Origin of the sequence: Mesorhizobium sp. M0136 (assembly GCF_040322515.1) — a bacterium.
Taxonomy (GTDB): domain Bacteria; phylum Pseudomonadota; class Alphaproteobacteria; order Rhizobiales; family Rhizobiaceae; genus Mesorhizobium.
The window spans coordinates 30,206-55,469 of sequence record NZ_JAMYTP010000010.1 but is presented as its reverse complement, the minus strand read 5'-3'; the positions used below and the strand labels follow the sequence as shown (position 1 = coordinate 55,469).

Annotated in this window: 23 protein-coding genes and 1 tRNA gene; 13 read left to right on the top strand and 11 right to left on the bottom strand. The window is 62.7% G+C overall.

Features of this window, described 5'->3' with window-relative positions; all coding sequences use genetic code 11:
• Window positions 1-79: 79 nt before the first annotated feature.
• Window positions 80-556, top strand: coding sequence for an Lrp/AsnC family transcriptional regulator (locus NKJ35_RS14150; RefSeq protein ID WP_352506020.1), 477 nt, complete (start codon window positions 80-82; stop codon window positions 554-556).
• A 102-nt stretch (window positions 557-658) separates the two neighbouring features.
• Window positions 659-2,197, top strand: coding sequence for a magnesium-protoporphyrin IX monomethyl ester anaerobic oxidative cyclase (gene bchE / locus NKJ35_RS14145; protein ID WP_352647804.1), 1,539 nt, complete (start codon window positions 659-661; stop codon window positions 2,195-2,197).
• Window positions 2,198-2,216: 19 nt separating this feature from the next.
• Here the strand turns inward: bchE and argB are convergent, their stop codons facing one another.
• The gene (gene argB / locus NKJ35_RS14140) at window positions 2,217-3,110 is read right to left on the bottom strand and encodes an acetylglutamate kinase (RefSeq protein WP_023677482.1); all 894 of its coding nucleotides are present in this window, start codon (window positions 3,108-3,110) and stop codon (window positions 2,217-2,219) included.
• Window positions 3,111-3,266: 156 nt separating this feature from the next.
• Window positions 3,267-4,763, bottom strand: a complete 1,497-nt coding sequence (locus NKJ35_RS14135; protein ID WP_352647802.1) for an amidase — start codon at window positions 4,761-4,763, stop codon at window positions 3,267-3,269.
• Between the two features lie 126 nt (window positions 4,764-4,889).
• On the opposite strand from NKJ35_RS14135, the gene NKJ35_RS14130 reads away from it, so the two are divergent.
• The 4 genes from NKJ35_RS14130 (at window position 4,890) to msrB (ending at window position 7,563) form a co-directional block, all read left to right on the top strand.
• A complete protein-coding gene (locus NKJ35_RS14130) occupies window positions 4,890-5,429 on the top strand; it encodes a sigma-70 family RNA polymerase sigma factor (protein ID WP_352647800.1) in 540 nt (179 codons plus the stop codon).
• Complete coding sequence (locus tag NKJ35_RS14125) at window positions 5,426-6,130, top strand: anti-sigma factor (RefSeq protein ID WP_352648011.1); 705 nt, start codon at window positions 5,426-5,428, stop codon at window positions 6,128-6,130. Before NKJ35_RS14130 ends, NKJ35_RS14125 begins: the two co-directional genes overlap by 4 nt.
• 204 nt (window positions 6,131-6,334) lie before the next feature.
• On the top strand, window positions 6,335-6,892 hold the full coding sequence (locus tag NKJ35_RS14120) for a fasciclin domain-containing protein (protein WP_352647798.1): 558 nt from the start codon (window positions 6,335-6,337) through the stop codon (window positions 6,890-6,892).
• A 170-nt stretch (window positions 6,893-7,062) separates the two neighbouring features.
• Window positions 7,063-7,563 carry a peptide-methionine (R)-S-oxide reductase MsrB gene (gene msrB / locus NKJ35_RS14115; protein ID WP_254815891.1) on the top strand — a complete coding sequence of 167 codons (501 nt, stop codon included), beginning with the start codon at window positions 7,063-7,065 and terminating at the stop codon, window positions 7,561-7,563.
• A gap of 211 nt (window positions 7,564-7,774) precedes the next feature.
• Here msrB and NKJ35_RS14110 read toward each other — a convergent pair whose 3' ends face one another.
• Together NKJ35_RS14110 and NKJ35_RS14105 are read right to left on the bottom strand one after the other, a co-directional pair.
• Window positions 7,775-9,367, bottom strand: coding sequence for a DHA2 family efflux MFS transporter permease subunit (locus tag NKJ35_RS14110; RefSeq protein WP_502895625.1), 1,593 nt, complete (start codon window positions 9,365-9,367; stop codon window positions 7,775-7,777).
• Between the two features lie 22 nt (window positions 9,368-9,389).
• Window positions 9,390-10,568 carry an HlyD family secretion protein gene (locus tag NKJ35_RS14105; protein WP_352647796.1) on the bottom strand — a complete coding sequence of 393 codons (1,179 nt, stop codon included), beginning with the start codon at window positions 10,566-10,568 and terminating at the stop codon, window positions 9,390-9,392.
• A 143-nt stretch (window positions 10,569-10,711) separates the two neighbouring features.
• Here NKJ35_RS14105 and NKJ35_RS14100 point away from each other — a divergent pair, with 143 nt between their 5' ends.
• Window positions 10,712-11,461, top strand: a complete 750-nt coding sequence (locus NKJ35_RS14100) for a TetR/AcrR family transcriptional regulator (protein ID WP_352506014.1) — start codon at window positions 10,712-10,714, stop codon at window positions 11,459-11,461.
• 21 nt (window positions 11,462-11,482) lie between these two features.
• On the opposite strand, the gene yihA is transcribed toward NKJ35_RS14100, so the two are convergent.
• The 5 genes from yihA to rpmH all read right to left on the bottom strand — a co-directional run bounded on the left by yihA (window position 11,483) and on the right by rpmH (window position 15,270).
• The gene (gene yihA, locus NKJ35_RS14095; RefSeq protein ID WP_352472343.1) at window positions 11,483-12,142 is read right to left on the bottom strand and encodes a ribosome biogenesis GTP-binding protein YihA/YsxC; all 660 of its coding nucleotides are present in this window, start codon (window positions 12,140-12,142) and stop codon (window positions 11,483-11,485) included.
• Window positions 12,139-12,777, bottom strand: a complete 639-nt coding sequence (locus tag NKJ35_RS14090) for a CatB-related O-acetyltransferase (RefSeq protein WP_254815894.1) — start codon at window positions 12,775-12,777, stop codon at window positions 12,139-12,141. The genes yihA and NKJ35_RS14090 overlap by 4 nt, the downstream gene beginning before the upstream one ends.
• Window positions 12,778-12,921: 144 nt before the next feature.
• Complete coding sequence (gene yidC, locus NKJ35_RS14085; protein ID WP_352647792.1) at window positions 12,922-14,745, bottom strand: membrane protein insertase YidC; 1,824 nt, start codon at window positions 14,743-14,745, stop codon at window positions 12,922-12,924.
• Between the two features lie 13 nt (window positions 14,746-14,758).
• A complete protein-coding gene (gene rnpA, locus NKJ35_RS14080; RefSeq protein WP_254815896.1) occupies window positions 14,759-15,112 on the bottom strand; it encodes a ribonuclease P protein component in 354 nt (117 codons plus the stop codon).
• Between the two features lie 23 nt (window positions 15,113-15,135).
• The gene (gene rpmH, locus NKJ35_RS14075) at window positions 15,136-15,270 is read right to left on the bottom strand and encodes a 50S ribosomal protein L34 (protein WP_008833937.1); all 135 of its coding nucleotides are present in this window, start codon (window positions 15,268-15,270) and stop codon (window positions 15,136-15,138) included.
• Window positions 15,271-15,604: 334 nt separating this feature from the next.
• Here rpmH and NKJ35_RS14070 point away from each other — a divergent pair, with 334 nt between their 5' ends.
• Window positions 15,605-17,092, top strand: a complete 1,488-nt coding sequence (locus NKJ35_RS14070; protein ID WP_352647791.1) for an ATP-binding protein — start codon at window positions 15,605-15,607, stop codon at window positions 17,090-17,092.
• 324 nt (window positions 17,093-17,416) lie between these two features.
• Window positions 17,417-17,493, top strand: a tRNA-Arg gene (locus tag NKJ35_RS14065).
• 602 nt (window positions 17,494-18,095) lie between these two features.
• On the opposite strand, the gene NKJ35_RS14060 is transcribed toward NKJ35_RS14065, so the two are convergent.
• The gene (locus NKJ35_RS14060) at window positions 18,096-19,238 is read right to left on the bottom strand and encodes an alpha-hydroxy acid oxidase (protein WP_352647789.1); all 1,143 of its coding nucleotides are present in this window, start codon (window positions 19,236-19,238) and stop codon (window positions 18,096-18,098) included.
• A gap of 69 nt (window positions 19,239-19,307) precedes the next feature.
• Complete coding sequence (locus NKJ35_RS14055; protein ID WP_502896116.1) at window positions 19,308-20,336, bottom strand: LacI family DNA-binding transcriptional regulator; 1,029 nt, start codon at window positions 20,334-20,336, stop codon at window positions 19,308-19,310.
• Window positions 20,337-20,866: 530 nt separating this feature from the next.
• Between NKJ35_RS14055 and NKJ35_RS14050 the strand changes: the two genes are divergently transcribed.
• The 4 genes from NKJ35_RS14050 (at window position 20,867) to NKJ35_RS14035 (ending at window position 25,187) form a co-directional block, all read left to right on the top strand.
• On the top strand, window positions 20,867-21,829 hold the full coding sequence (locus NKJ35_RS14050; RefSeq protein ID WP_352647787.1) for a sugar-binding protein: 963 nt from the start codon (window positions 20,867-20,869) through the stop codon (window positions 21,827-21,829).
• A gap of 112 nt (window positions 21,830-21,941) precedes the next feature.
• A complete protein-coding gene (locus NKJ35_RS14045) occupies window positions 21,942-23,486 on the top strand; it encodes a sugar ABC transporter ATP-binding protein (RefSeq protein ID WP_352648009.1) in 1,545 nt (514 codons plus the stop codon).
• A 23-nt stretch (window positions 23,487-23,509) separates the two neighbouring features.
• Window positions 23,510-24,505: an ABC transporter permease gene (locus NKJ35_RS14040; RefSeq protein ID WP_254815901.1), complete on the top strand. Its 996-nt coding sequence runs from the start codon at window positions 23,510-23,512 to the stop codon at window positions 24,503-24,505.
• Between the two features lie 151 nt (window positions 24,506-24,656).
• Complete coding sequence (locus tag NKJ35_RS14035) at window positions 24,657-25,187, top strand: DUF2231 domain-containing protein (RefSeq protein WP_352647785.1); 531 nt, start codon at window positions 24,657-24,659, stop codon at window positions 25,185-25,187.
• Window positions 25,188-25,264 lie beyond the last annotated feature (77 nt).

Here is a 25,264-nt window from a genome sequence, read left to right as displayed (position 1 = left end):
AGGCAAATCAGCTTTGATGGTGGCTCAAATGCAGGGTTGGAGGTAAAAGACTCCACGATCGAGCTTTGGGAGAGTGAAAATGCCTCAATTTGACGAATTCGAGATCAAGATGCTCGACATCCTGCAGCGCGACGGGCGCAAGCCGGTATCGGAATTGGCGCAGCAGATCGGCCTGTCGACGACACCTTGCGCGCGGCGCTTCGAGGCTCTTCAGCAGGCGGGCATCATAAAAGGCTTCGCCGCGGTGCTCAGCCGCCGCGCCGTCGGTCTGATGGTCGAAGTGTTCATCCAGGTGCGCCTCGTGACCCACAGCGACGGCTCGCCCGAAACCTTTATCGCCGCCGTGCAGCGCATGGACGAGGTGTCGTCGTGCTGGACGATGACTGGAGACTACGATTTCCTGCTGCATGTCATGGTGCCGTCGGTCGACGAGCTCAATGCGTTCGTCATGCACCGGCTGATGCGGCTCGAAGGCGTGCGCGACGTCCACACGCAGCTTGTGCTGCAGAACATCAAGGGACCCGGCCATGTGCCGCTGGCACATCTCAGACGATAGGCATTTCTGCGGAAAAGCTGCACACAAATTGCTGAAGCGAGCCAATCTCCGGAACTAGATCGCCGACTACGACATGCGGACCGCCATCGCATAAGGCCCGCCATGAAAATCGTCCTGATCAACCCGCCGCATACCGCCATCGGCAGCCGTGTGCCGGACGACCATCTGCCGCCGCTCGGTTTGCTGGCACTGGGCGGTCCGCTGATCGACGCGGGACATCAAGTGCGGCTTGTGGACGCCGAATTCGGGCCGATGGCGCTTGCCACGCTGGTCCGGGACGCCTTGAGCGACCATCCCGACTGCATTCTGATCGGCCATTCCGGCTCGACCTCTGCGCATCCGACAGCCCTGCTGATCGCCGGCATGGTCAAGGACATCCAGCCGGCGACAATCCTGATCTATGGCGGCGTGTTTCCGACCTATCATTGGCGCGACATACTGGCTGAAACGAATGTTTTCGACTTTATCGTGCGCGGCGAGGGCGAGGCGACCATCGTCGCGCTGGTCGAAGCGCTTGAGAAACGCAAGCCGCTGTCGGATGTGGCGGGCATCGCCTTTCCTGACGATTTGCGCCAGCCCTTTGCAACCCGGCCGGCAAGAACGATCATCAACCTAGACGACTACCGCATCGGCTGGGAACTGATCGACTTCAGTCGCTACAGCTATTGGGGAGGCAAGCGCGCGGTGGTCATGCAGTTCTCGCGAGGCTGTCCGCATCTGTGCAACTATTGCGGCCAGCGCGGCTTCTGGACGCGCTGGCGGCACCGCGACCCCATGAAATTCGCGCGGGAGATTGCCTGGCTATACCGCGAGCACGGCGTCGAGCTGATCAACCTTGCCGACGAGAACCCGACGTCGTCCAAAAAAGCCTGGCGCGCCTTTCTCGACGCGATGATCGCCGAGAATGTGCCGGTGCTGATCGTCGGCTCCACCCGCGCCGACGACATCGTCCGCGACGCCGACAGCCTGCATCTCTATCGCCAGGCCGGCGTCATTCGCTGGCTGCTTGGCATGGAAAATACCGACGAGCAGACGCTTGCATTGATCCGCAAGGGCGGCAGCACCTCATCCGACCGCGAGGCGATACGGCTGCTGCGCCTCAACGGCATCTTGTCGATGGCGACCTGGGTGGCCGGTTTCGAGGACGAAAGCTTGCGCGACCTCTGGCGCGGCTTCCGCCAGCTGATCGCTTATGACCCCGACCAGATCCAGGCGCTCTATCTGACGCCGCATCGCTGGACGCCGTTCTTCAGGATTGCCAGGGACCGCAAGGTGATCCAGCTGGATGCCCGTCTGTGGGACTACAAGCATCAGGTGCTGCAGATGACCCGCCTCAAGCCGTGGATGTTGTTCTTCGCCGTCAAGCTGATCGAACTGGCGGTGCAGTCGCGGCCCAAGGCGTTGGCGCGTATCCTGTTCCACAAGGATACGGAGCAACGGCATTCGATGCGCTGGTACACCAAAATGGGGCGCCGCGTCTGGTTCCGCGAAGTCTGGGGCTTTCTGGTCCGCGACCGCCGCCTGAAAAATGGCCCGACGCTCGCCGAATTCTGGGGCTCGCCGCAAGACGAGCAAGAGGAATCGATGGTTGTCGAACGCCTGCGGCGTCAGTCCGTGACCGCTATTTCGCCAAACGCTTGAGCCCCTCAGACACCCGGCCTCACGGCACGATCAGCGTGCCGGCGCCGTGTTCGGTGAACAGCTCGAGCAGCACCGCATGCGGCGTCTTGCCGTTAAGGATGACGACGCCTGCGACGCCGCGCTCGATTGCCTCGATGCAGGTCTCGACTTTGGGGATCATGCCGCCCGAGACCGTGCCGTCCTTGATCAGGGCCTTGGCCTCGGCCACGGTCAGCTCGTCGATCAGCTTCTTGTCCTTGTCGAGCACGCCGGGCACGTCGGTAAGGAACAGCAGGCGCGTCGCCTGGCAGGCGCCGGCGATGGCGCCGGCAAAAGTGTCGGCGTTGATGTTGTAGGTATGGCCGTCGCGGCCGGGCGCTACCGGCGCCAGCACCGGGATCATTTCGGACCGCGCCAGGAGGTCGAGCAATGTGCGGTCGACCTCGACAGGCTCACCAACGAAGCCCAGGTCGAGCACCCGCTCGATGTTGGAATCCGGATCGATCATGGTCTTGCGCGCTTTTTCGGCGAACACCATGTTGCCGTCCTTGCCGCACAGGCCGATCGCCCACTCGCCCTCGGCATTGATCAGCGCGACGATTTCCTTGTTGATCGACCCGGCCAGCACCATCTCGACAATCTCGACCGTCTTCTGGTCGGTGACGCGCAAGCCGCCCTCGAATTTGGATTCGATGCCCATCTTGCTGAGCATGGCGCCGATCTGCGGCCCACCACCATGCACGACGATTGGGTTGACGCCGGATTGTTTCAAAAGTGCGATGTCGCGGGCGAAAGCCTTGCCGAGCGCGATGTCGCCCATCGCGTGGCCGCCATATTTCACCACGACCGTCTTGTTCTCGTAGCGTTGCATATAGGGCAGCGCCCTTGAAAGCAGCGCGGCCTGCATTTCGGCGGTGGCGGCGACATCCGTCATCGGCGTGGTTCCCAGCTTGGCATGAACGGCGGCGTCTTAGCGGGAATTGGACGAGGGGGCAAACGGCTTTGCTGTCATGATCGATCAAATCGGTACTACTATTTGTTTGACCATGATCTTGTCCGAAAACCGGTTCCCACCTTTCGGGATCATGGTCTATGCCGGCACCTGCAGCGGCGCCCGCCGTCCCAGCCAGCCCGAGATCTTTTCCATCTGCGCGGCGAACGACAAAAGCGTTTCCTCGTCGCCGGGGCGGCCGGCGGCCTGGACGCCGAGCGGCAGGCCGGCATCGGTGACGTAGACCGGAAGCGTGATCGACGGTTGCCCGCTGACGTTCTGGATCGCCGGCCAGTGGGTGAACCAGAGGCTCTTGTCCATCAGCTGGCCGAATAGCGGCTTGAACTTCAGCAGGCCGGCGAGGCGCAGTCTGTCCAGGACATTCTCGATGAACTCGTCGACGCCTTTCGGGTCCATGGTGCCGCAGGCGAGCGGCGGGTGCGCGATGACAGGCATCAGCACCGCATCATAGCGCGCGGTTTCGGTGATAAGCCGTCGCGAGGCGGCGTGCAGCCGCTGCAGGCCGGCGTAGATTTCGCCGGCCGAGAGGATTTCACCGAACCGGCTCATCACGCGCGTGGCGCGTTCGATGTCGCCTGAGATGGAGCGGCCGACGCGCAAGGCCTCGCCACGCATCGTACCGGCCACCGCCGCGGCGACGGTTCTGGAGAAATCGGCGATGAAATCGCGATCGATATAGGGCAGGTCGATCTCCTCGACGCTGTGCCCGCCTTCGCGCGCCAGCGCGATCGCCGCATCCAGAGCTTTCAACGTCTCTTCCGATATCGGCAGGCCGAGCGGCGATTTTCGATAGAAGGCGAGCTTGAGCTTGCCCGGATCGCGCCCGGCCGCCGCAGCAAAACTGCCGGTCGGCGACGGTGCCGCGTAGGGCGACAGCGGGTCGGGCCCGTGGGTCAGGTCGAGCAGCAGCGCCGTATCGCGCACCGAGCGGGCCAACGCATGGTCGACGACGAAGCCGTACCAGCTTTCGGTGACGAGCGGCGTCAAGGGCACGCGGCCGCGCGAGGTTTTCAGCCCGACCAGCCCTGTACAAGCGGCAGGCACCCTGATCGAGCCGCCGCCATCCGAGGCATGCGCCACCGGCACGACGCCGGCCGCGACCAGCGCCGCCGCACCGCCCGAGGAACCGCCGGTCGTGTGCGCGGTGTCCCATGGATTGCGGGTGACGCCGTAAGCCACCGACTCGGTCACCAGCCTCAGTCCGTGTTCGGGTGCGGTGCTGGTCGCGATCGGGATCAGGCCGGCGGCCAGATAGCGTTCCGTCATGATCGAGTTGAAATCGGGGGTGAAAGCTGGGATGCGGCTGCCGCCATGCGTCGGCACGCCCTTCATGGCGATGCCGAGGTCCTTCAGCGCAAAGGGCACTCCGGCTAGCGGCAGCTTGTGGTCGACGGTTTTCGCTCGCGCCCGCGCCGCCTCAAAAAGCGGTTCGGCAATGGCATTGATCTCCGGCCGGGTGGCCTCGGCCCGGGCGATCGCCGCATCGACGAGATCTTGCGGTGTGATCTCTCCCTTGTGCACGAGCGCGGCCTGGCCGGTTGCGTCATGCTCCCAAAGAACCCGCTCGATCGACATGGTCGCCCTCCCGCTCATGGCAAGCTAGCGGGAGGCGATTCCATTGGCAATCGAGGCTGGCGCTGCCGGTGCGCAAGACCATTTCAGTCGTTGCAAATACATTGCAATCGCCTAATTTGGCGGCCGATGACGCCGCAGGACATCAGCAACCTGATTGTCCGGACTTCGATGAAGGACCGGGCTGCGTTCGATCTGCTCTACCGGCAGACCAGCGCGAAACTTTTCGGCGTCTGCCTTCGTGTATTGAAGGATCGGGGAGATGCAGAAGAGGCGCTTCAAGAGATCTTCGTCAAGATATGGACGAAGGCGGACCGTTTCGCCGTTTCGAATCTGAGCCCGATCTCCTGGCTGGTGGCCATTGCGCGCAATCATGCGATCGATCGGATCAGAGCGCGGCGAGAACCTGCCGCCTATATCGATGCCGCGCTCGACGTGGCCGATCCGGCGCCGGGGCCGGAGGCCATGGCCGTGGCGGGCGGTGAGTCCGGACGCATCTACCATTGTCTCGAGGAGTTGGAGAGGAACCGGGCGGCGGCCGTCCGGGGCGCGTATCTGGATGGCAAAAGCTATGCCGAGCTGGCGGAGCGCTATGGCGTACCGCTGAACACGATGCGGACCTGGCTGCGCCGCAGCCTGTTGAAACTGAGAGAATGCCTGGAAAGATGACGCTGGCTGACGACAATGGACCGGAACGTGGGGGCGACGACCTGTTCGCCGCCGAATACGTTCTTGGCGTTCTAGCCGCCGATGAACGCGAGATCGCGTCGCGCCGCATCGATGCGGACGCCGCCTTCGCGCGCCTTGTCGATAGCTGGGAGGCGCATCTTTCGCCGATGACCGCCGCCTATCCGGAGACAGAGCCTCCGATCAGGGTCAAGGAAGCATTGGACCGCCGGTTGTTCGCTGCAGAGCCGCGCGCCGGCCTCTGGTCGAGCCTTGGCTTCTGGCGCGGTCTCGCCGCCGCCGCCATTGCGGCGCTGGCGATCTACATCGCCGTGCCGTACTTCCGCCCGCCCACCGAACCGCCGCAGACGCGGCTTGTCGCCTCGCTGGCGGCCGAAGGCAGCGACGTCAAATATCTCGTTGTCTACGATGCCGCCCGTCACGAGGTCGGTCTTTCCCACGTTTCCGGCGAGCGGGCCGCCGGCAAGGACTTTGAATTGTGGATGATCGAAGGCAAGAAGGCGCCGGTGTCGATGGGCGTCATCCCGGCCGGTGCGACCGCGCATTTGGCCATCCCGCCCGCCGTCCAGGAGAAATTGGCGCAAGGCGCCGTGCTTGCGGTCAGCGTCGAGCCTGCCGGCGGTTCACCGACCGGCCAGCCGACTGGACCGGTGGTCGCAGCGGGCGATCTGAAGAGCATCTGACCGCTTCTCATCTCCGGAAGCAGGCCTTAAAATCTATCTTCCGCGATTTAAACGCCTGCAAAGCTTGTTGGTGGTCGTCGATCCGCGCCGGGAAAATTTCAGTGGCACGATTTTTTGCGGAGAGGACGAAACTCAGGATTTTTCTATCGCGTATCTCCTTGCGTTCCCGAATGAGGGGAATGATAACCCGAGGAGATTGAACTCATGCGTAAATTCGCCACCCTTTTGCTTGCTGGCACGGGCGCCATTTCTGCGCTCGCCACCATTGCCTATGCCCAAAATCCAATGGTCGGCGGCGCCGCCATGTATGCCCAGAAAAACATCGTCGAAAATGCTGTCAACTCGAAGGACCACACGACGCTGGTCGCTGCCGTCAAGGCAGGCGGCCTGGTCGATACGCTGCAAAGCGCCGGCCCCTTCACCGTGTTCGCGCCGACCAACGAGGCCTTTGCGGCACTTTCAGCCGGCACGGTGGAGACGCTGCTCAAGCCTGAAAACAAGGACAAGCTGGTCAAGATCCTGACCTGCCATGTCATCGGCGCCAAAGCGATGGCCGCCGACGTCGCCAAGATGGTCAAGCACGACGGCGGCACGCACAAGGTCAAGACGGTCGGTGGTTGCGAACTGTCGCTCAAGACCGACGGCGGCAAGGTCACCGTGACCGACGAAAATGGCAACGTCGCCAATGTGACCATCGCCGATGTCGAACAGTCCAACGGCGTCATCCACGTCGTCGATAAGGTTCTCCTGCCGAAGATGTAACAAACGCACGCTGCCGGCGAAGATATCGCTAGGGGCCTCCCTGCGCACTCCGCGCCGTTCACGCAAGATGGATAGGCGCGGAGTCCCGCTTTGAGGACAGCGATCGTCACCGGCTTTTGATTTCCGTGTGGCGGTCGAATTTGGCACAAGCAGTAACAGGAGGAATGGCCATGAACCGTCGCGAGCTTCTTTTGAGTGGTGCGGCAGCCATTGGCGTTGTCGCAGGCGCCACCGCGCTGCGCATGGGCGGAGCCCAGGATGCACGCGCGGGCGAGACTTTCGAGGTTACCAAGACCGAGGCCGAGTGGCGCGCCATCCTGTCCGACGCGGCCTTCAATGTGCTGCGCAAGGAGGGCACCGAATATCCGGGCACCAGTCCGCTGCTCAACGAGCACCGCAAAGGCATCTTCGCTTGCGCCGGCTGCGGCCTGCCGGTCTATTCGTCTGAGACCAAGTTCGATTCCGGCACAGGCTGGCCGAGCTTCTGGCAGGAAATCCCGAATTCCATCGGCAAGACGGTGGACAGGTCGTTGGGCATGACCCGCACCGAGGTCCATTGTCGCCGCTGCGGCGGCCATCTCGGCCACGTCTTCGACGACGGTCCGCCGCCGACCGGGTTGCGACACTGCATCAATGGCGTCGCCTTGACCTTCAAGCCGGCGACGGCGTGAGGACGGCCGCGCCCCTTACTTTGTCGGAGCGCGCTAGAGCATCGGACCCAAAAGTGCGAAGCGGTTTTGGGAAAATCCGATGCGCAAACAAAAGTTGGAGCGGTGGAGTGTCCGCCGCTCCAAGACTTCGTAATGTTGATTTTGCGCATGACCCCGAAAATCGCTTTTCGGGGTCATGCGCGAGGGCGCCAGGCGGGGGATCCAGCGCGCCTCAATGGCCTCCGCCACCGCCGCCCTGAGCGGCTGGCTTGCGGATCACCAGGGTGAAGAGCCCAAGCGTCGCGAACAAAACCGTCAGCATAAAGAATACGTCCATGAACGACAGCAGCGACGCCTGCTGCTGGACCATGCCTGACAGTTTGGAGATGGCCGCCTTGGAGGCGTCGAGCCCGGCGGTCTGCTCGAAGTTGAGCGTCATGTTCTGCAGCTTCTGCTGCGCAGCGGCACTTCCCCATTGCACGTGCTCGGAGAGCCGGGCGTAGTGGAAGGCATTGCGGTCGATCAGCACGGTGTTGATGACGGCCAGGCCGACGGCGCCGCCGAGATTGCGGGTCAGGTTGAACAGGCCAGACGCATTCTTCAGCCGCTCCGGCGGCAAGGTTCCGAGCGCAATGTTGTTGATCGGCACCATGCACAGCATCATCGAGCAGCCGCGCAGGATCTGTGGGATCAGCAGTTCATAGAAATCCCAGTCGGCGGTGAGATGCGTCATCCACCAGGTTCCCGTGGCGAAGCCGAAGAAGCCGATCATCATCATGATGCGCGGGTCCATCTTGTTCGACAGGATGCCGGAGATCGGCGCGGTGAAGAACATGGCCAGGCCGCTGACGAACAGCGCCTCGCCGATCATCATCGAATCGTAGCCGCGGATGCGCCCCAGGAACACGGGATAAAGATAGGTCAGACCGTAGAGGCCGATGCCGACCACGAAGGAGAACAGCGAGCCGAACGCAAAATTGATATTGCTGAAAGCCCTCAGATCGACAATCGGCTCCTCGGCGGTGAACACGCGCCAGAAGAACAGCACCGCGCCGAAGGTCATGATGACGGCGCAGACGAACACCGCCTGATCCTGCAGCCAGTCGTTGTTGGGACCTTCCTCCAGCACATATTCCATGCAGCCCAGGAAGGCGGCCATGCCGGCAAGCCCCCACCAGTCGAACTTGCTGAACAGCTTGAGATTGGGTTTGTCGAAGTCGATCAGCGACCAGGCGGCCGTCGTCACCAGAATGCCGGGCACGACGTTGACCAGGAACAGCCAGTGCCAGGACATGGCATGGCTGATATAGCCGCCGACGGTCGGGCCGATGGTCGGCGCCAGCGTCGCCACCAGGCCGATCATCGGCGAGACGACGGCGCGGCGGGACGGCGGGAAGATGGTGAAGGCGGCTGCAAAGACGCTCGGGATCATGCCGCCGCCGATGAAGCCCTGCACGGCGCGGTAAACAATCATCTGGTCGATATTGGTTGCGGTTGCCGCCAGCGCGCTGGCCGCGGTGAAGCCCGCCGCCGAGATTGTGAACAGCACGCGCGTCGACAGCATCCGGCTGAGGAAGCCGGACAGCGGGATCATCACGACCTCGGCAATCAGATAGGCCGTCTGCACCCACGGGATCTCGTCCGAGCTGGCGCTCAAGCCCGCCTGGATCTCGGCCAGCGAGGCTGAGACGATCTGGATGTCCAGGATCGCCATGAACATGCCGAACACCATCGCCAGGAAGGCGATGACGCGGCGGATCGGCATGTGATCTGTCTGGGCCGGAATGGCCGACACCGATCCGGCGGTAATGGTTGCGGTCGCCATGACCCTTGCTCCCGGTTCCGCTTTACTTCGATGCCGAAGGCGCCGTGCGGCTGTCGACCGCGACGACGACGCTCAGGCCGGCGCGCAGTTTGCCCGTCTTCAGCACATTCGCGGGCACGTCGATGCGAACCGGAACGCGCTGCACCACCTTGGTGAAATTGCCTGTGGCGTTCTCCGGCGGCAGCAGCGAGAACACTGCTCCCGAAGCCGGCGCCAGCGACGACACGGTACCCTCGAAGTCCTGGCCGTCGATCGCGTCGACCGACACCCTGACCTTTTCACCAGGCACCAGCCGGGCAAGTTGCGTCTCCTTGAAATTGGCGACGATGTAGAGCTTGTCCATTGGCACGATGACGGCGAGCTTCTGTCCGGGGCTGATCAGGTCGCCCTGCTCGACCGAGCGGTTGCCGACCACGCCGTCATAGGGTGCGCGCAGCACGGTGAAGGACAGATCCCGCACCGCCTTGTCGTGGGCAAGCTGCAGCGAGGCCAGCGTGCTGGCCGATTCCGCCCGCTGCGCCTGGAGCACGCCGATATTGGCCTGGGCCGCCGCGATCTGCGCGTCGGCGCCGGCTAGTGCGGCATTGGCTTGCTCGACCGCCGTCTGGGCGTCGTCCAACTGGGCCTGGGTACCGACCCGGGTCTTGAGCAACTGGGCGGCACGGACCTGAACCCGCTTCGCATTGTCTGCTGCGGCCTGGTCGGCGGTCTTCTGCGCCTGCGCCTGCTTGAGCGAGGCGCGGGCCGCTTCGGTCTGGGCATCGATGCGGTCGAGCGTCTTGCTCAACGTGGCGATCTGCGCTTCGGCCTGGGCAACGGCTATCTTGTAGTCACCGTCATCGACGATCAGCAGCGGGTCGCCGGCCTTCACCTGCTGGTTTTCGGTCACTTTGACCTGATCGACATAGCCTGAGATTTTTGGCGAGATGAACGCCGTGTCGGCCTGGACATAGGCGTCGTCGGTCGAGATCATGAAGCGCCCGTCGGTCCAGTAATCGTAGCCATACCATGCGCCGGCGCCCAGCAGGGCCAGGCCGATGATGGGCAACAACATCGAGCGCATCGAGCGCTTCTTTTTGGCGGGAGCCAGCGGGGTGATGTCGGCGGGCTTGAGAGGGGCTTCCGGCGCTTCGATCGCAGGCTGGACCTTGGCACTGGGGAAAGGGCGGACTTCGGCACTGGTGGGCGCGTTCGAGGACATGATATCTCTCTAAATTAACTGGCGCTGAATGTTGTCAGACTGAACCGTTCGGTTCGATCTTGACGTTGACTTAGCGCTTAAACAGGCCCATATCAAGAGCAATCGAACCGGATGGTTCGAATTATTTTACGAGGTGTGACATTATGGCCGAAGCCCCCAAGGCCGCTCCTTTGTCTGATTCAGGCCCATTGTCCAGCGCTGGCAAGGAGCAGTGCGATCTGCTGGACAGCCTGCCGCGCGGCCGCCCGGCCGCGGGGCAAGACCCGGTCAAGCGCAGCCAGATCATCGAGGGTGCGCGCCGTGTCTTCATCGACAAGGGCTTCGAAGCCGCGTCGATGAACGACATTACGCGCGAGGCCGGCGTGTCCAAGGGCACGATCTATGTCTACTTCGCCAACAAGGAAGAGCTGTTCGAAGCGCTGATCGAGGAAGAACGCGGCACGATCTTCAAGAACATGTATGAGGTGCTCGACCAGATCGGCGACCTTCGCCAGACGCTGGTGAAGTTCGGCATCGTGCTATCCATGAAGATCACTTCGGCGAGGGTCATCCTGGCGCAACGGACGGTGATCGGTGCGTCGGAACGGATTCCGGAGCTTGGCGCGCGATTTTACGAACGCGGGCCGAAGCGCGGCCATGACAGGGTTGTCGTTTTCCTCAACATGGCTATCGAACGCGGTCTGCTGAAGATCGACGACGTCGAGCTTGCCGCCTATCAGTTCACCGAACTGTGCCTGGCCGGTCTTTTCCGCCAGTGCATATTCGCCTATCGCACCAAAGCGCCAAGTGTGGCCGAGATCGAACATATCGTCAGGTCGGGCGTCGACGTGTTCCTGAAGGCCTACGGCACAGAACAGCTTGCGGAGCAGGAACGGGCCTCCAGCCCCGCCTGACCAGCCGTCGGAGTCCGTTGCCTATCCGCCATTGGCGGCGAGCACGATTGCCGCACGCAGTTCTTCGAGGCCCTCGCTCTTTTCCGACGACGTGGCGAGCACGAAGGGAAATGCCGCCGGGCGTTTCTTGATCTTCTGGAGCGTTTCCTCGACCAGTCGCGGTACCCCCGCCGCCTTGATCTTGTCGGTCTTGGTCAGCACGATCTGATACGACACCGCCGCCTTGTCGAGCAGCGACAGCACCTCGTCGTCCTTGGCCTTGATGCCATGGCGGGCATCGATCAGCACGTAGACGCGCTTCAGCGTCACCCGGCCCTTCAGATAGTCGAACACGAGCTTCGTCCACTCGTCGACCTTTTCCTTCGGCGCCGTGGCGTAGCCATAGCCCGGCATGTCGACCAGGGCCATCGGCGGCAGGTCGGCGCCTTCTCCGGAAAATCCGCCCGGCACGAAATAGTTGAGTTCTTGCGTGCGGCCCGGTGTGTTGGAGGTGCGCGCCAGCCCCTTCTGGTTGACCAGCGCGTTGATCAGCGACGATTTGCCGACATTGGAGCGGCCGGCAAAGGCGATCTCGGGCGGACCCTCCGGCGGCAGGAATTTCATCGCCGGCACGCCGCGGATGAATATCCAGGCTCGCGTGAACAATTCGATGCCGATCGTGGTCTTGTTCAACGCGTTCAAACCGCTGCCTCCAGAAGAAAAATGTTGCTGCCACGAATGGCATCGAGATTGCGGCTGATCTTTTCCACCGGCCAGTGCCACCACGCCAGCGCCAGCAGCCGCCGGATGGTCCTGTCGTCGAAGCGCATCTTTACCACCTTGGCCGGATTGCCGGCGACGATCGCATAGGCCGGCACATCGTGCGTCACCACCGACTTTGCCGCGACAATGGCGCCGTCGCCGATCTTCACGCCCGGCAGCATCACCGCTTCCATGCCGATCCAGACGTCGTGGCCGACGATTGTGTCGCCACGCACCTCCTTCGACCATGTCGCCGGGTCGAAGCCTTCCTCCCAGCCGTGACCGAAGATGTTGAACGGATAGGTCGAAAAGCCGGACATGGCGTGATTGGCGCCGTTCATGATGAAGCGCGCGCCTTCGGCAATGGCGCAGAACTTGCCGATGATCAGCCTGTCGCCGATGAACGGGTAATGATGCAGCACGCATTTTTCGGCGAATTTGTCGGGCCCGTCCGGATCGTCATAATAGGTGAAATCGCCGATCTCGATGTTCGGCGCCGTCACCAGCGGTTTCAGAAAGCCGACGCGCGTGTGCAACGGGATCGGATGCTTGATCGATGGATTGGGTCCGGTCATATCGAGCTCCGTCGGGCAACTGCCAGCCAGGTCAAAATAGCGCGATCCGCCCGGCAGTACCAATCGCTTAATCCAGACCGCCAGCCTGTACAAAAAGCCCCGGACGAACCGGGGCTTTCTGGTTTCGCATCATCGGAGCGCCGGCTATTCCGCCGGCGACGGTTTCTTGCGGAACAGCGCGACCAGATTGTCCCACAATTCGATCTTGGCACCCTGCCGCTTCATGATCACGCCCTGCTGCAGGATCGACAGCGTGTTGTTCCAGGCCCAGTAGATAACGAGACCGGCCGGAAAACCCGCCATCATGAAGGTGAAGATCACGGGCATCCAGGTGAAGATCGCCGCCTGCGTCGGGTCCGGCGGCGTCGGGTTCATGCGCATCTGCAGGAACATCGTCACGCCCATGATCAGCGGCCAGACGCCGATCATCAGCATGTGCGGCAAGGTGATCGGGATCAGCCCGAACAGGTTGAAGATCGATGTCGGGTCCGGCGCCGCCAGATCCTGGATCCAGCCGAAGAACGGCGCGTGCCGCATCTCGATGGTGATGTAGAGCACCTTGTAGAGCGAGAAGAAGACCGGGATCTGCAACGCCACCGGCCAGCAGCCGGCGAGCGGATTGATCTTCTCGGTCTTGTACAGCTCCATCATCGCCTGCTGCTGCTTCATCTTGTCGTCCGCGTATTTCTCGCGGATCTCGAGCATCTTGGGCTGCACCTTCTTCATGTTCGCCATCGACGCATAGGACTTGTTGGCGAGCGGGAAGAAGATGGCTTTGACGATGACGGTGGTGGCGAGGATCGCCAGGCCGAAATTGCCGAAGAATTTGTAGAGCGTGTCGATCAGCCAGAACATCGGCTTGGTGATGAAATAGAACCAGCCCCAGTCGATCAGCAGGTCGAACTGGCGAATATGACGGTCCTTTTCATAGGCGTTGATCGTCGAAACTTCCTTGGCGCCGGCGAATATCTCCGACTCCATGGTCGTCGATTGCCCGGGAGCGATTGTGACCGGATCGGACAGGAAATCGGACTGGTAGCTATGCGGGTGGGGTCCGCTTTTGAACTCGAAATAAGAGAATTTGGGCTGAAATTCGCGGCCGCTCGGCGGCACCAGGGTCACCGCCCAGTATTTATCGGTGATGCCGAGCCAGCCGTCGCTCGACTTGCCTGGTTTGTACTCCTTGTCCGATTCGACGCTGGAGTATTTGTATTCCTGCAGGCCCTCGCTTCCGGTAACGCCGATCAGGCCCTCGTGCAGCACATAGGTGCTGGCGATAGCCGGCTTGTCGAAGCGGGTGACTCGGCCATAGTTCGACAACGTCGCGGGTGCCGAGCCGCCGTTCTGGACCGTGTCGGATACGGTGAACATATATTGGCTGTCGACCGAGAAGGTGCGCTTGAAAACCAGGCCCTTGTCGTTGGTGAAGGTCAGCGTGACCGGCGTCGCTGGTCTCAGCGTCGCATTGCCGTCGGTCTGCCAGACCGTGTCGGGGCCGGGCAGCCTGCCCACATCCGGCGTGCCGGAAAAGCCGATCTCGGCGAAATAGCCGTTTGGCAGGGACGCCGGGTTGAGCAACGCGATCTCGGGCGAGGTCTTGTCGACCGTCTCCCTGTAATGCTTGAGCCGGAGATCGTCGAGGCGCGCGCCGGTGAGGTTGATCGAGCCTTCGAGGCTCGGCGTGTCGATCTTGACGCGCTTGGTCGAGGCAATCGCCTGCTCGCGGCCGGCCGGCGTCACCGCGTCGCCGCCGGGCGCGCTCGGAATGGCGCCCGGCTGCACCGGCGTTTCGCTCGCGCCGGGAGCGGTGCCTTGGGCAGCCTTCTTCTGCTCCGCCACGCGCTGTTCTTCGATGCGGGCGGCTTCGCGCTGCATCTCGCTCCGCGGCATCACGTAGAAATATTGCCAAAGCGCCAGGATCAGCACCGACAGTGCGATGGTGATGAAGAAGTTGCGGTTGTTTTCCATCGAAGCCCTTGGCCTATCGTGTTCCACGCAATCTGCGGGAGAGTTCGGCCTTCAACTGGCCGAACGGAGTCGTAAGCACGTCTTCGCGCCCGACGATGACATAATCATTGCCCGGCACCATGTCATCCGCGGCATGCGTGCGCACGGCCTCTCTCAGCCGCCGCCGGATGCGGTTGCGAACGACGGCGTTGCCGACCTTCTTGGTGACGGTATAGCCGACGCGCGGCGCCTCGCCGTCGCCGCGGCCCAGGACCTCGACGAGGAAAAGCCGCCCGCGGCGCTTTTCGCCACGACGGACGGCCAGGAATTCCGCGCGCTTCAGAAGCCGCTTGGGATGGGCACCCGTTGGCTTGCCGGTTGCGGGCAACGATCTTGTCTCTCGTTTGGTGCTCAGGCGCTGAGACGCTTGCGGCCGCGGTTGCGGCGGGCTGCGACGACGCCGCGGCCACCCTTGGTGGCCATGCGGGCACGGAAGCCGTGCCTGCGTTTGCGAACGAGTTTGGACGGCTGGTAAGTACGCTTCATTTGTTTAAATACCGCGGGGTGCGGCCCTTCTTGATTCTGTCACTTTGTAACAGGAGCTTTGCCGGGCCGGTTTTGGCGCGATCGAAACCGCGCCGGGACGAATGGCCCGAGCGTGAGCGGGCTTATAGAAAGAAGGGTTTTGGAAGTCAATCCAGCCTGTCGGGCCGGCGTTGTCGGACTGGCAGGGAAGTCCTTGCGGCCTCTTTCCGGCTTCGACCAAGGATGAATTTGGCAAAAAAGCCGCAATCGCCTAATCTCGCCCGATCAAGCGATCGTGAAGACGAGCAGTCCTGAAGACAAGCAGCCGTGATGACAGGCAGCCGTGACGACGAGCATGAGTGAAGTCCCAGCAACCGACGAAAGCATCGCCCGGGCGAAGGCCGCCACCCGCAGGGTGCCGCTGGCGCGCGGCCTGTCGACCAAGCTGCTGCTGCTCACAATCGTTTTCGTGCTCTTGGCCGAAATCCTCATCTTCGTGCCCTGGATCGCCAGCTATAGGCTGAGCTGGCTGAAGGAGAGGCTGAGCACCGCCGCCGCGGTTTCCATCGTCCTGGTGCAGGGCGAACCTGCCTCGCTGTCGCGTGCCGCCCAGAACGACGTACTGATGGCGATCGGCGCCAAGGCGATCGCCGTGCGCGACGGCGGCGTCTCGCGGCTTCTGGTCGTGGCCGAAATGCCGCCGCAGGTCGACGAGCATATCGATATCGCCAATGTCGGCATGATCAAGGGCATGACCGGCGCGCTGGACACGCTGTTTTTCGGCGGCAAGCGGATGCTGCGCGTTTTCGGGCCGGTCGGCGACAGCGACAAGGAGTTCGAGCTGATCATGCCCGACCACCGCCTGCGCAATGCCATGCTGATTTATTCGCGCAACGTCGCCTTCGTCTCGCTGCTGATCTCGCTGTTCACCGCCATGCTGGTCTATGCCGCGATAGACCTGATCATGATCGGCCCGATCAGGACGATGACACGCTCGATGCTGTCCTTTTCCGAGGCTCCCGACGATCCCGGCCGCATCATTCACCCCGCCGCCCGGGCCGACGAGATCGGCGTCGCCGAACGCGAACTGTCGCAGATGCAGGAGCGGCTGCAGAAGATGCTGACCGAGCAGAAGCACCTGGCAGATCTCGGCCTGGCCGTGTCGAAGATCAACCACGACATGCGCAACATTCTCGCCTCGGCGCAGCTGATGTCGGACCGCCTGCGCCAGGTCAAGGACCCGACCGTGCAGGCCTTCGCGCCAAAACTGCTGCGCGCGCTCGACCGTGCGGTGTCCTATTCGGAGGGCGTGCTGGCCTATGGCCGCACCCAGGAGCCGCCGCCGTCGCGCCGCAGGCTGCGGCTGCGTCAGCTGGTCGAAGACGTCCAGGGCCTGCTCGATATCGAATGCGGCATCGAATTCGTCAACGCCGTCGACCCGGTGCTCGAGGTCGATGCCGATTCCGACCAGCTGTTCCGCGTGCTCACCAATCTTAGCCGCAACGCCGTGCAGGCGATGGCGGCGGATACCGAGAGCGCCGTGGTGCGCCGCCTGACCATATCGGCCGAGCGCATCGGCAGCGTCAGCCGCATCGTCGTCACCGACACCGGCCCCGGCCTGCCGCCAAAGGCGCGAGAAAACCTGTTCGCGGCATTTCGCGGCTCGGCCCGCAGCGGCGGCACCGGCCTTGGCCTGGCGATCGCCCATGAATTGATCCGCGCCCATGGCGGCACGGTGGAGCTGGTCGAATCGATCGGCGGCCGCACCACATTCGCGGTCACCATTCCCGACCAGCCGGTCCGGCTCGACCAGGCCCGCAACGGGCTGCGCCGCCCGGCGTAACGAACCGTATCGTTACGGATCGTTTTAATTCGCGAAGCGTTGGTCCGAGACTACGAGCCATCGGCTCGGCCGCCGTGCAACGGCTCATTTCGTTACGGACCGTTCCGATTGGCAAATGACCGATCCAAGACTACGACCTGTCGGCTCGGCCGCTGCGTGACGCGATCTTGCCTTCGCCGGCCGGCGCATGATGGCAAGGCATGACTGCAAAACTTTTGGCCAGGGTCGGCTTGCTTTTCGCAAATTCAGCCGCTAGGGAACAGCTCACATCGCGGCCGGTCGCCAGGATCGGATCGCGGGGCTATGCCAAGCATGGCCTGTTGCGCGCCCGTAGCTCAGCTGGATAGAGCACCAGACTACGAATCTGGGGGTCAGGAGTTCGAATCTCTTCGGGCGCGCCATCAATCCAATGCACGGCCCGCCTCAGGCGACCTCTCGGGCGCGGTGCGCTCACAGCCGTCCGACAATAACCGGCGCCGGTCGTCGGAAGGTCGCGAGACGTGAGCGCTGCCCATGCCAAAAAGGGGATCGTCAGCTAATGCTGCTCAGTCGGCCTGCTTGATCTCCGGGCCCGGTTCAGTCGGCGGAGCTGGCGTGCAATCCTGGCCAGTGCATTCCTGCACGGGATCTTGCGCCGGCGGGAGACAATTTTGGCCTTCACAATGAACGGGCGGCTGCGCTGTTGCGGCTTTATTGTTCGGCGGCACAGGCCGATCCTCAGCGCGAACGGCCGGCATTGCAAGGTCGATCATGGCCGTGCACAAGAGCGCAATCCGAAGCAAATTCATTTCCGCCTCCGCAACTGACAGCGAGGCGCAGGCTATACCTTCGAACTGCGGCCAGCATCCTGTCAGCCGCGAACGGCGTTAACGGCGCGTTACACGCGGCAACAGCTTGAGGGCGGACATACGGATGCTGTTTCCGGCGAGGCCGTCTTCGAAACGGGCGCCAGGTCGGTATAGGTTTGCACTTCGAAAAGCTTATGCTGTGCGTCCCGGCTCCCTCACCTAAACCGCACATTTTCCCTGGAAAGCTCTGCCACCGACCTGCATCCCATCAGCCGCATGCCGCGTTCGATCTCGGTTCGCATCAAGCCGAGCGCCCGTTCGACGCCGGCCTGTCCGGCGGCTGCCAGCGGGAACAGACAATACCGCCCGACGCCAACGGCCTTGGCGCCCAACGACAGGGCCTTCAGCACATGCGTGCCGCGCTGGACGCCGCTGTCGATGATCACGTCTATCTTGTCGCCCACCGCGTCGACGATCTCGGACAGCTGGTCGAAGGGGCTGCGCGAGCCGTCCAACTGCCTACCGCCATGATTTGACAGAACGATGCCGGTGCAGCCGATGTCGACCGCCTTTCTGGCATCGGCGACGCTAATGATCCCCTTCAGGCAGAACTGGCCGTTCCAGAAGCGGACCATGTCTTCGACGTCCTTCCAATCCAGCGACGGGTCGAGGATCTCCGTGAAATAGCGGCTGATGGAAAGCGCTCCGCCACCGAGATCGATATGGCCGTCCAACTGCGGCAGGCTGAACTTTTCGTGGGTCAAATAGTCGATAGCCCATCTCGGCTTGATCGCGAACTGCATCATGCCGCCGAGCGTAAGCCGAAAGGGGATGGAAAAGCCGGTCCGCAGGTCACGCTCGCGGTTTCCGCCGGTGACACTGTCGACGGTCAGCATCATCACCTCGACGCCGGACGCCTTGGCGCGCTCCATCATGGCGCGGTTCAGGCCGCGATCCCTGTGGAAATAGAACTGATAGACCTGCGGCGTCCTGTGCTTGCGCACTTCCTCCAGGCTGACCGTGCCGAGCGACGAGACGCCGAACATCGTGCCGAACTTCTCCGCCGCCGCGGCGACGGCGCGCTCGCCGCTATGGTGAAACAGCCGCTGGAGAGCCGTCGGCGAACAATAGACCGGCATCGCCAGCTTCTGGCCCATGACGGTGACCGACATGTCGACCTGTCCAACGCCGGCAAGGACGTTAGGGACGAGATCGCAGTCCTCGAAAGCCGCCGTGTTGCGCCGCAGCGTCGTCTCGTCGTCCGCGCCGCCATCGATATAGTTGAAGATCGGGCCTGGCAGGCGCTGTTTTGCCAGCCGGCGGAAGTCCTGAAAATTATAGCAGCTTTGCAATCTCATGAAATCAATCGGGTATATGGCGGGCCTGATGTCAAGCCTGTGCAACTGTCGATCGCCGGCGCGCTCGCCTCAGCCCGCCACGGCGCCAACCGACTCCCGCTCGACCAGCGGGCATTCGAGCTTGGTTACGGGATAGCGGCTCCGGCCGCGACCGGGAGCAGCGGGGACTTCCAACTGCTCGATCGCCCATTGTCCCATCGCCATATGCGGCAGGATCGACGTCGTCAGCGGCGGGAACAGATGCCGCGCGATCTCCTCGTCGTCATAGCCGACCACCGAAATATCTCCGGGGATGTGCAGGCCGGCCTCCTTCAGCGCCTCGTAGCAGCCGATCGCGGTACGGTCGTTCTGGCAGAAGATGGCGGTCGGCCGGTCCTTCAGCGCCAAGAGCCTGACGGTCGCGGCATAGCCGGCGCTCGCTGACCAATCGCCTTCGACGACCAGCTCCGGGTCGAACGGGATGTCGGCCGTCGCCAGCGCCCGGCGGTAACCTTTCAGCCGGTCCTGAGCCGCCTGCATCCAGGGCTCGCCGGTGATGGTGGCGATACGGCGATGGCCATAGCTGATCAGGTGCCGGGTCGAGCTCTGGCCGCCGGCGATCTCGCTCGGCACCACGGCGGGAAAGGCATAGTCGGCGGTGTAGCAGTTGAGCAGGATGACCGGAATGTCGAGGCCGTAGAGATAGTCCGGCGCGACGATCTCGCGGGTGAAGATGGTCATGTAGATCAGCGCCGAAATGCCCCGCTTGGTCAGTGCCGCGATGGCCCGGGCCTCCATCACCTCGTCGCCCATGGTCTGCGCCACCAACACTACATTGCCGGCGTTCCACGAGGCTTGCCGCGCCCCTTCAATGGCGACGACCGCCTCCGGGCTGGTCGCCAACTGGTCGACGGCGAAGCCGATCACGCCATCCAGCCCGTCGAATGCGGCAACCGGGGCTCGCAAGGCAGAAAACACCGGCGGCGAATAGCCCAGTGCTCGCGCCGTCTCGATCACCCGCTCTCGGGTTTGCTGCGACAGCCTGATCCCCGGCGTGTTGTTGAGTACGAACGAAACCGTCGCCTGCGAACAGCCGGCGACCCTGGCGATGTCGGTCATGGTAACGCGGCCCTTGGGGTTTTTCCCGGACGGCTTGCGCCGCCTGGTACCCTCAAGGACGGGATCACGCAGTGGTTCGTTCATGTCATTGGTCCCTCGAATCTCGCATTTATAGGGCGAAGCGCTACTAATAGATATAATCGACCTCTTAGGCGATGTAGTCCCCGGTTCAAAACGGTTGCGACTGGGGAGGCCTCTCTCCTTTGTGCGAGAATCTCGACCAAACTAATACTCTTTACTAATATCCGGCATCCCTATAACGTCAATCCATCATGCCCGGACGACGTCGGACCGCGCATGTTCGGAACGCAAGCCAGCCTGGTATCGGACGGTTCCCGTCAGCCGAAGCTCCGGGAAATGTCAGACAAATCGGACTATTTACGAACGGCGAATGAGTCTCTAAAGTCGACGATCGCGGCTGGAATGGCGTCGTTCTTCGCTGCCGGAAACCCTTGAGGAGGAGGGCGTCCAAGCCGCGCCGGCACGTTCATCATCAGCGAAAATTACTGAGTCAAAATGGGAGGTTGAATATGAAATCTGTGATACGAAATGCGTCCGCCGCCGCTGCGGCCCTGCTGCTCGGCCTGTCCGCCGGCGCAATTGCGCGGGCCGACGACAAGCCGACACTGGCCTTCGTCGTCAACGGCGCTTCCGATTTCTGGAAGGCGGCGGAAGCCGGCGTAAAGAAGGCTCAAGGCGAACTGCCCAACTACAAACTGGAACTCAAATATCCGGAGCAGTCCTCGGTCGCCATCCAGCAGCGCCTGATGGACGATCTGGTGACGGCCGGCGTGAAGGCGATCATGGTCTCGGCCGTCGATCCCAAGACGTCGACCGACGGGCTGAACAAGATCGCCTCGGAAACGGCGTTGTTCACCACCGACAGCGACGCGCCGCAGACCAAGCGTGTCGCCTATATCGGCTCGTCCAATGTCGATGCCGGCAAGCAGGCGGCGGAGATCGCCAAGAAGGCAATGCCTGACGGCGGCAAGTGCCTCGGCTTCGTCGGCCTGCTCGGCGCCGACAACGCCAAGGAGCGCATCCAGGGCATGAAGGAAGGTCTCGCCGGCACCAAGATCGAATTGGTCGACGTGCGTGGCGACGACATCGATCAGGCTCGCGCCAAGAAGAACGTCGAGGACGCGCTGGTCGCCAGCCCCGACGTCACCTGCATGGTCGGCTTCTATTCCTACAACACGCCGCGCATCTATGAAGCGCTGCGCGATGCCGGCAAGCTCGGCCAGATCACCGTCGTCGGCTTCGACGACGATCCGATCACACTGGGCGGCGTCAAGGAAGGCACCGTCGCCGCCACCGTCGTGCAGCAGCCCTTCGAATGGGCCTATCAGGGCATGAAGCTGATGGCTGCCTATCTCGAGGGCGACAAGTCGGGCATTCCCGCCGATGGCCTGATCATCATCCCGACCAAGATCATCGGCAAGGACGATGTCGACGCCTACGCCGCCAGCCTCAAGGCGATGTCTGGAAACTGAGCGAATTAGGTTGCGCCGGCTCAAGGTTCGCCTTGAGCCGGCGTTCTATTGACGGGCCTCGCGCGGCTCGTCAGTCTGAGGCCAAATGGCTCACCGGCTGCTGTCAGGCGTGATGAATTATTCCGACCCATCCATCGTTGCATCTGCGGACGCTCCGTTCCTGAGCCTCGACGGTGTGCGCAAGACCTATCCCGGCGTCGTTGCGCTGGACGGATTCTCGATGGAGGTCAGGCCCGGCGAGGTCATTGGCCTGGTCGGCGAAAACGGCGCCGGCAAATCGACGCTGATGAAGATCCTCGGTGGCGTGACCAGGCCGGACACCGGCACCATCACCGTCGATGGCGTCGCCCATGACGGGCTGACTGTCGAGGCCAGCATCGGCTCGGGCATCGCTTTCGTCCACCAGGAACTCAACCTGTTCGAAAACCTCGACGTGGCCGCCAATATCTTCTTCGGCCGCGAACCGCTGCGCGCCGGGCCGCTCAAGCTCGTCGACCGCGCCAGGCTGCGAGCGCAGGCGGCGCCGCTGCTCAAACGCGTGGGCGCCAATTTCTCGGCCGATACGCCGGTGTCGGCGCTGTCGCTGGCGCAGCAGCAAATGGTCGAGATCGCCAAGGCGCTGTCGATCAAGGCACGGTTGGTTATCCTCGACGAACCGACGTCCAGCCTGCCGATCGCCGAAACCGACAAGCTGCTCGGTGTCATCAAGGCGCTGAAGGCAGACGGCATCGGTGTCATTTTCATCTCGCACCGCCTTCACGAGGTCGAGCGCGTCGCCGATCGCGTCGTCGTGCTCAGGGACGGAATGCTCGCCGGAACCTTGCCGAAGAGCGCCATCAATCATGACCAGATGGTCAAGCTGATGATCGGCCGCATGCTGAAGGAGCGCGAGAAGGCCGCAGAATCGGCGCGCCCGCCGGGCTCCGTCGCGCTGTCGGTCAAGGCCATTCGCACCGCCGCCTATCCTGACCGGCCCGTCGACCTCGGTGTGAGGCATGGCGAGATCCTCGGCCTGGCCGGTCTCGTCGGCTCCGGCCGGACGGAACTGGCGCGCGTGCTGTTCGGCATCGACAGGAGCTTTGGCGGCTCGTTCCAGCTTGACGCAAAAGATCTGGTTCTTGGTTCGGCCGCCGACGCAGTGGCCAACGGTATTTTCCTCGTCCCGGAAGACCGCAAGCTGACTGGCATCCTGCTCGACCTGTCGATTGCCCAGAACATCTCGCTGCCCAATCTGCCGGCGCATTCGCGGCGCTCGCTGGTCTCGGCCAGCGCCGAGGCCGCCACCGCCGAAAAACAGAAGACCGATCTCGGCATCAGGGCGCCCTCCGTGCAGACGCGCACCGGCACGCTGTCGGGCGGCAACCAGCAAAAGGTCGTGCTGGCCAAATGGCTGGCGATGAAGCCGAAGGTGATGATCCTCGATGAGCCGACACGCGGTATCGATATAGGCGCCAAGGCCGAGATCTACGGGCTGATGCGGGCGCTGGCCGATGCCGGGGTCGCCGTGCTGATGATCTCCAGCGACATGGAGGAGGTGATCGGCGTTTCCGACCGCATTGCCGTCATGCATGAGGGCCAGATCTCCGGCATTCTCGACAAGGACCGGTTCAGCCAGGAAAACGTGCTGCTGCTGGCGGTCGGCAAGCAGCCGAAGTAATTCGCAGGCGTTGGGAGAAGACGATGAGCAAGAAAGATCTCGGCCTGCTGATCCTGATCCTGGTGGTCGGCGCGGTGGTGGCGATCATCAACCCGCGCTTCCTGCTGCCGATCAATCTCGCCAACACCTCGAACCTGATCGGGCTGTTCGGCATCCTGTCGATCGGCCAAGCCTTCGTCATCATCACCGGCGGCATCGAATTGTCGGTCGGCTCGGTGGTTGCGCTACTCGGTACGCTGTTCATCGATTTCATCGCCGTGCGGGAGATGGAGTGGCCGCTGGCCTTCGTGCTGATCATCGCGCTCGGCGCCATCATCGGCCTGATGCATGGCTGGCTGATCACCCGGCTGAAGTTGCAGCCGTTTGTCGTCACTCTCTGCGGCCTGCTGATCTATCGCGGCGTGGCGCGCTTCTACACTGCCGACGGCACCGCCGGCTTTGCCTTTGGGCAGAACTTCCCGGAACTCGAATTCCTGACGGCGGGGCGGTCCTGGGGCGTGCCGAACAGTTTCATCGCGCTGATCGTCATCGCCGTCGTCATGTGGGTGGTGCTGCACCGTTCGGTATTCGGGCGCTATCTCTACGCCATCGGCAAGAACGAGGAAGCGGCAAAATATTCCGGCATCCGCACCGGCCGCATCGTCATAGCCGCCTATGTCATCTGCGGCGTGCTGACGGCGCTGTCGGCTATCTATTTCGCCATGTACACACGCTCGATCTCGCCGGCGAGCCACGGCCAGTTCTACGAACTCTACGCCATCGCGGCAGCGGTGCTCGGCGGCTTCTCGCTGCGCGGCGGCGAAGGCTCGCTGATCGGCGTCCTGCTCGGCACGGTGCTGCTGCAGGAGCTGCAGAACCTCGTCAACCTGCTCGGCATCCCGTCCTCGCTCAACTTCGCCGTCATGGGCGGGGTGATCCTCATCGGCGTGCTGGTCGACCAGCAATGGGGCGTGTTCAGGGCGCGGCGGCGGATGCTGGAAGCTACCCGTAAGGGCGTGGCGGGTGCTGCCGCGGAATGACGCAAAAATAGCTGGATGAAATGCGCCGACTGCCATTGGCAGGCATCAAAAAGTTGGCCTGAGCTTCGCGACAGCAGTTCAGATTAATCTCCATTTGGAACGAAACCCGTATCGAAGCGTTTATTTAAGCTTTGCTATGCGGAGGCGTCCCATGCCCACGAATCCAGTAAGTACCGCAAAGGTCGGAACTCACCCTCTCCACCCGATGTTGATACCTTTTCCTGTCGCGTTTCTTGTCGGTGCCTTTGTCACCGACCTGGTTTTCTGGGGAACTGCCGATGCTTTCTGGGCACGGGCATCGATGTGGCTGATCGGGGCAGCCATCGTAATGGCCCTTCTCGCCGCGACAGCCGGTTTTATCGACTTCCTCAACGAGCCGCGCATTCGCGCCTTGTCGGACGCCTGGTATCACATGCTGGGCAACCTGACCGCGGTCGTTGTGGCACTGATCAATTTTTATCTTCGCTATGCCCAAGGCGCCGAAGCCGCGGTCCGACCATGGGGTGCGCTCTTGTCGTTCATAGTGGTCTGCATACTGCTGTTCACCGGCTGGAAGGGCTGGGAAATGGTGTATCGCCATCACGTTGCAGTTCTGGATACACCAGCGGATGCGCCAGTGAAGCCTTCGACAACCACTGCCACCGATACTCGTCACGCTGGTCGGGACCGGCACGCCGCATGAGGCCATAATCCCGAAAAGGGGGTACCGGCTTCCAAAGATATTGGTTAGACAAGTAGCGCCCATACCGAATGCATCGG

What these genes read in the sequence shown, in the direction of transcription:
- NKJ35_RS14120 (WP_352647798.1), top strand. Translation starts at nt 6,335, where the DNA reads ATGCGTAAATTCGCCACCCTTTTGCTTGCTGGCACGGGCGCCATTTCT.
- NKJ35_RS14100 (WP_352506014.1), top strand. Translation starts at nt 10,712, where the DNA reads ATGGCCGAAGCCCCCAAGGCCGCTCCTTTGTCTGATTCAGGCCCATTG.
- NKJ35_RS14040 (WP_254815901.1), top strand. Translation starts at nt 23,510, where the DNA reads ATGAGCAAGAAAGATCTCGGCCTGCTGATCCTGATCCTGGTGGTCGGC.
- NKJ35_RS14060 (WP_352647789.1), bottom strand. Translation starts at nt 19,238, where the DNA reads ATGAGATTGCAAAGCTGCTATAATTTTCAGGACTTCCGCCGGCTGGCA.
- NKJ35_RS14105 (WP_352647796.1), bottom strand. Translation starts at nt 10,568, where the DNA reads ATGTCCTCGAACGCGCCCACCAGTGCCGAAGTCCGCCCTTTCCCCAGT.
- NKJ35_RS14045 (WP_352648009.1), top strand. Translation starts at nt 21,942, where the DNA reads ATGAATTATTCCGACCCATCCATCGTTGCATCTGCGGACGCTCCGTTC.
- NKJ35_RS14125 (WP_352648011.1), top strand. Translation starts at nt 5,426, where the DNA reads ATGACGCTGGCTGACGACAATGGACCGGAACGTGGGGGCGACGACCTG.
- NKJ35_RS14130 (WP_352647800.1), top strand. Translation starts at nt 4,890, where the DNA reads ATGACGCCGCAGGACATCAGCAACCTGATTGTCCGGACTTCGATGAAG.
- rpmH (WP_008833937.1), bottom strand. Translation starts at nt 15,270, where the DNA reads ATGAAGCGTACTTACCAGCCGTCCAAACTCGTTCGCAAACGCAGGCAC.
- msrB (WP_254815891.1), top strand. Translation starts at nt 7,063, where the DNA reads ATGAACCGTCGCGAGCTTCTTTTGAGTGGTGCGGCAGCCATTGGCGTT.
- NKJ35_RS14090 (WP_254815894.1), bottom strand. Translation starts at nt 12,777, where the DNA reads ATGACCGGACCCAATCCATCGATCAAGCATCCGATCCCGTTGCACACG.
- NKJ35_RS14055 (WP_502896116.1), bottom strand. Translation starts at nt 20,336, where the DNA reads ATGACCGACATCGCCAGGGTCGCCGGCTGTTCGCAGGCGACGGTTTCG.
- NKJ35_RS14150 (WP_352506020.1), top strand. Translation starts at nt 80, where the DNA reads ATGCCTCAATTTGACGAATTCGAGATCAAGATGCTCGACATCCTGCAG.
- NKJ35_RS14035 (WP_352647785.1), top strand. Translation starts at nt 24,657, where the DNA reads ATGCCCACGAATCCAGTAAGTACCGCAAAGGTCGGAACTCACCCTCTC.
- yidC (WP_352647792.1), bottom strand. Translation starts at nt 14,745, where the DNA reads ATGGAAAACAACCGCAACTTCTTCATCACCATCGCACTGTCGGTGCTG.
- bchE (WP_352647804.1), top strand. Translation starts at nt 659, where the DNA reads ATGAAAATCGTCCTGATCAACCCGCCGCATACCGCCATCGGCAGCCGT.
- NKJ35_RS14110 (WP_502895625.1), bottom strand. Translation starts at nt 9,367, where the DNA reads ATGGCGACCGCAACCATTACCGCCGGATCGGTGTCGGCCATTCCGGCC.
- NKJ35_RS14135 (WP_352647802.1), bottom strand. Translation starts at nt 4,763, where the DNA reads ATGTCGATCGAGCGGGTTCTTTGGGAGCATGACGCAACCGGCCAGGCC.
- NKJ35_RS14050 (WP_352647787.1), top strand. Translation starts at nt 20,867, where the DNA reads ATGAAATCTGTGATACGAAATGCGTCCGCCGCCGCTGCGGCCCTGCTG.
- NKJ35_RS14070 (WP_352647791.1), top strand. Translation starts at nt 15,605, where the DNA reads ATGAGTGAAGTCCCAGCAACCGACGAAAGCATCGCCCGGGCGAAGGCC.
- argB (WP_023677482.1), bottom strand. Translation starts at nt 3,110, where the DNA reads ATGACGGATGTCGCCGCCACCGCCGAAATGCAGGCCGCGCTGCTTTCA.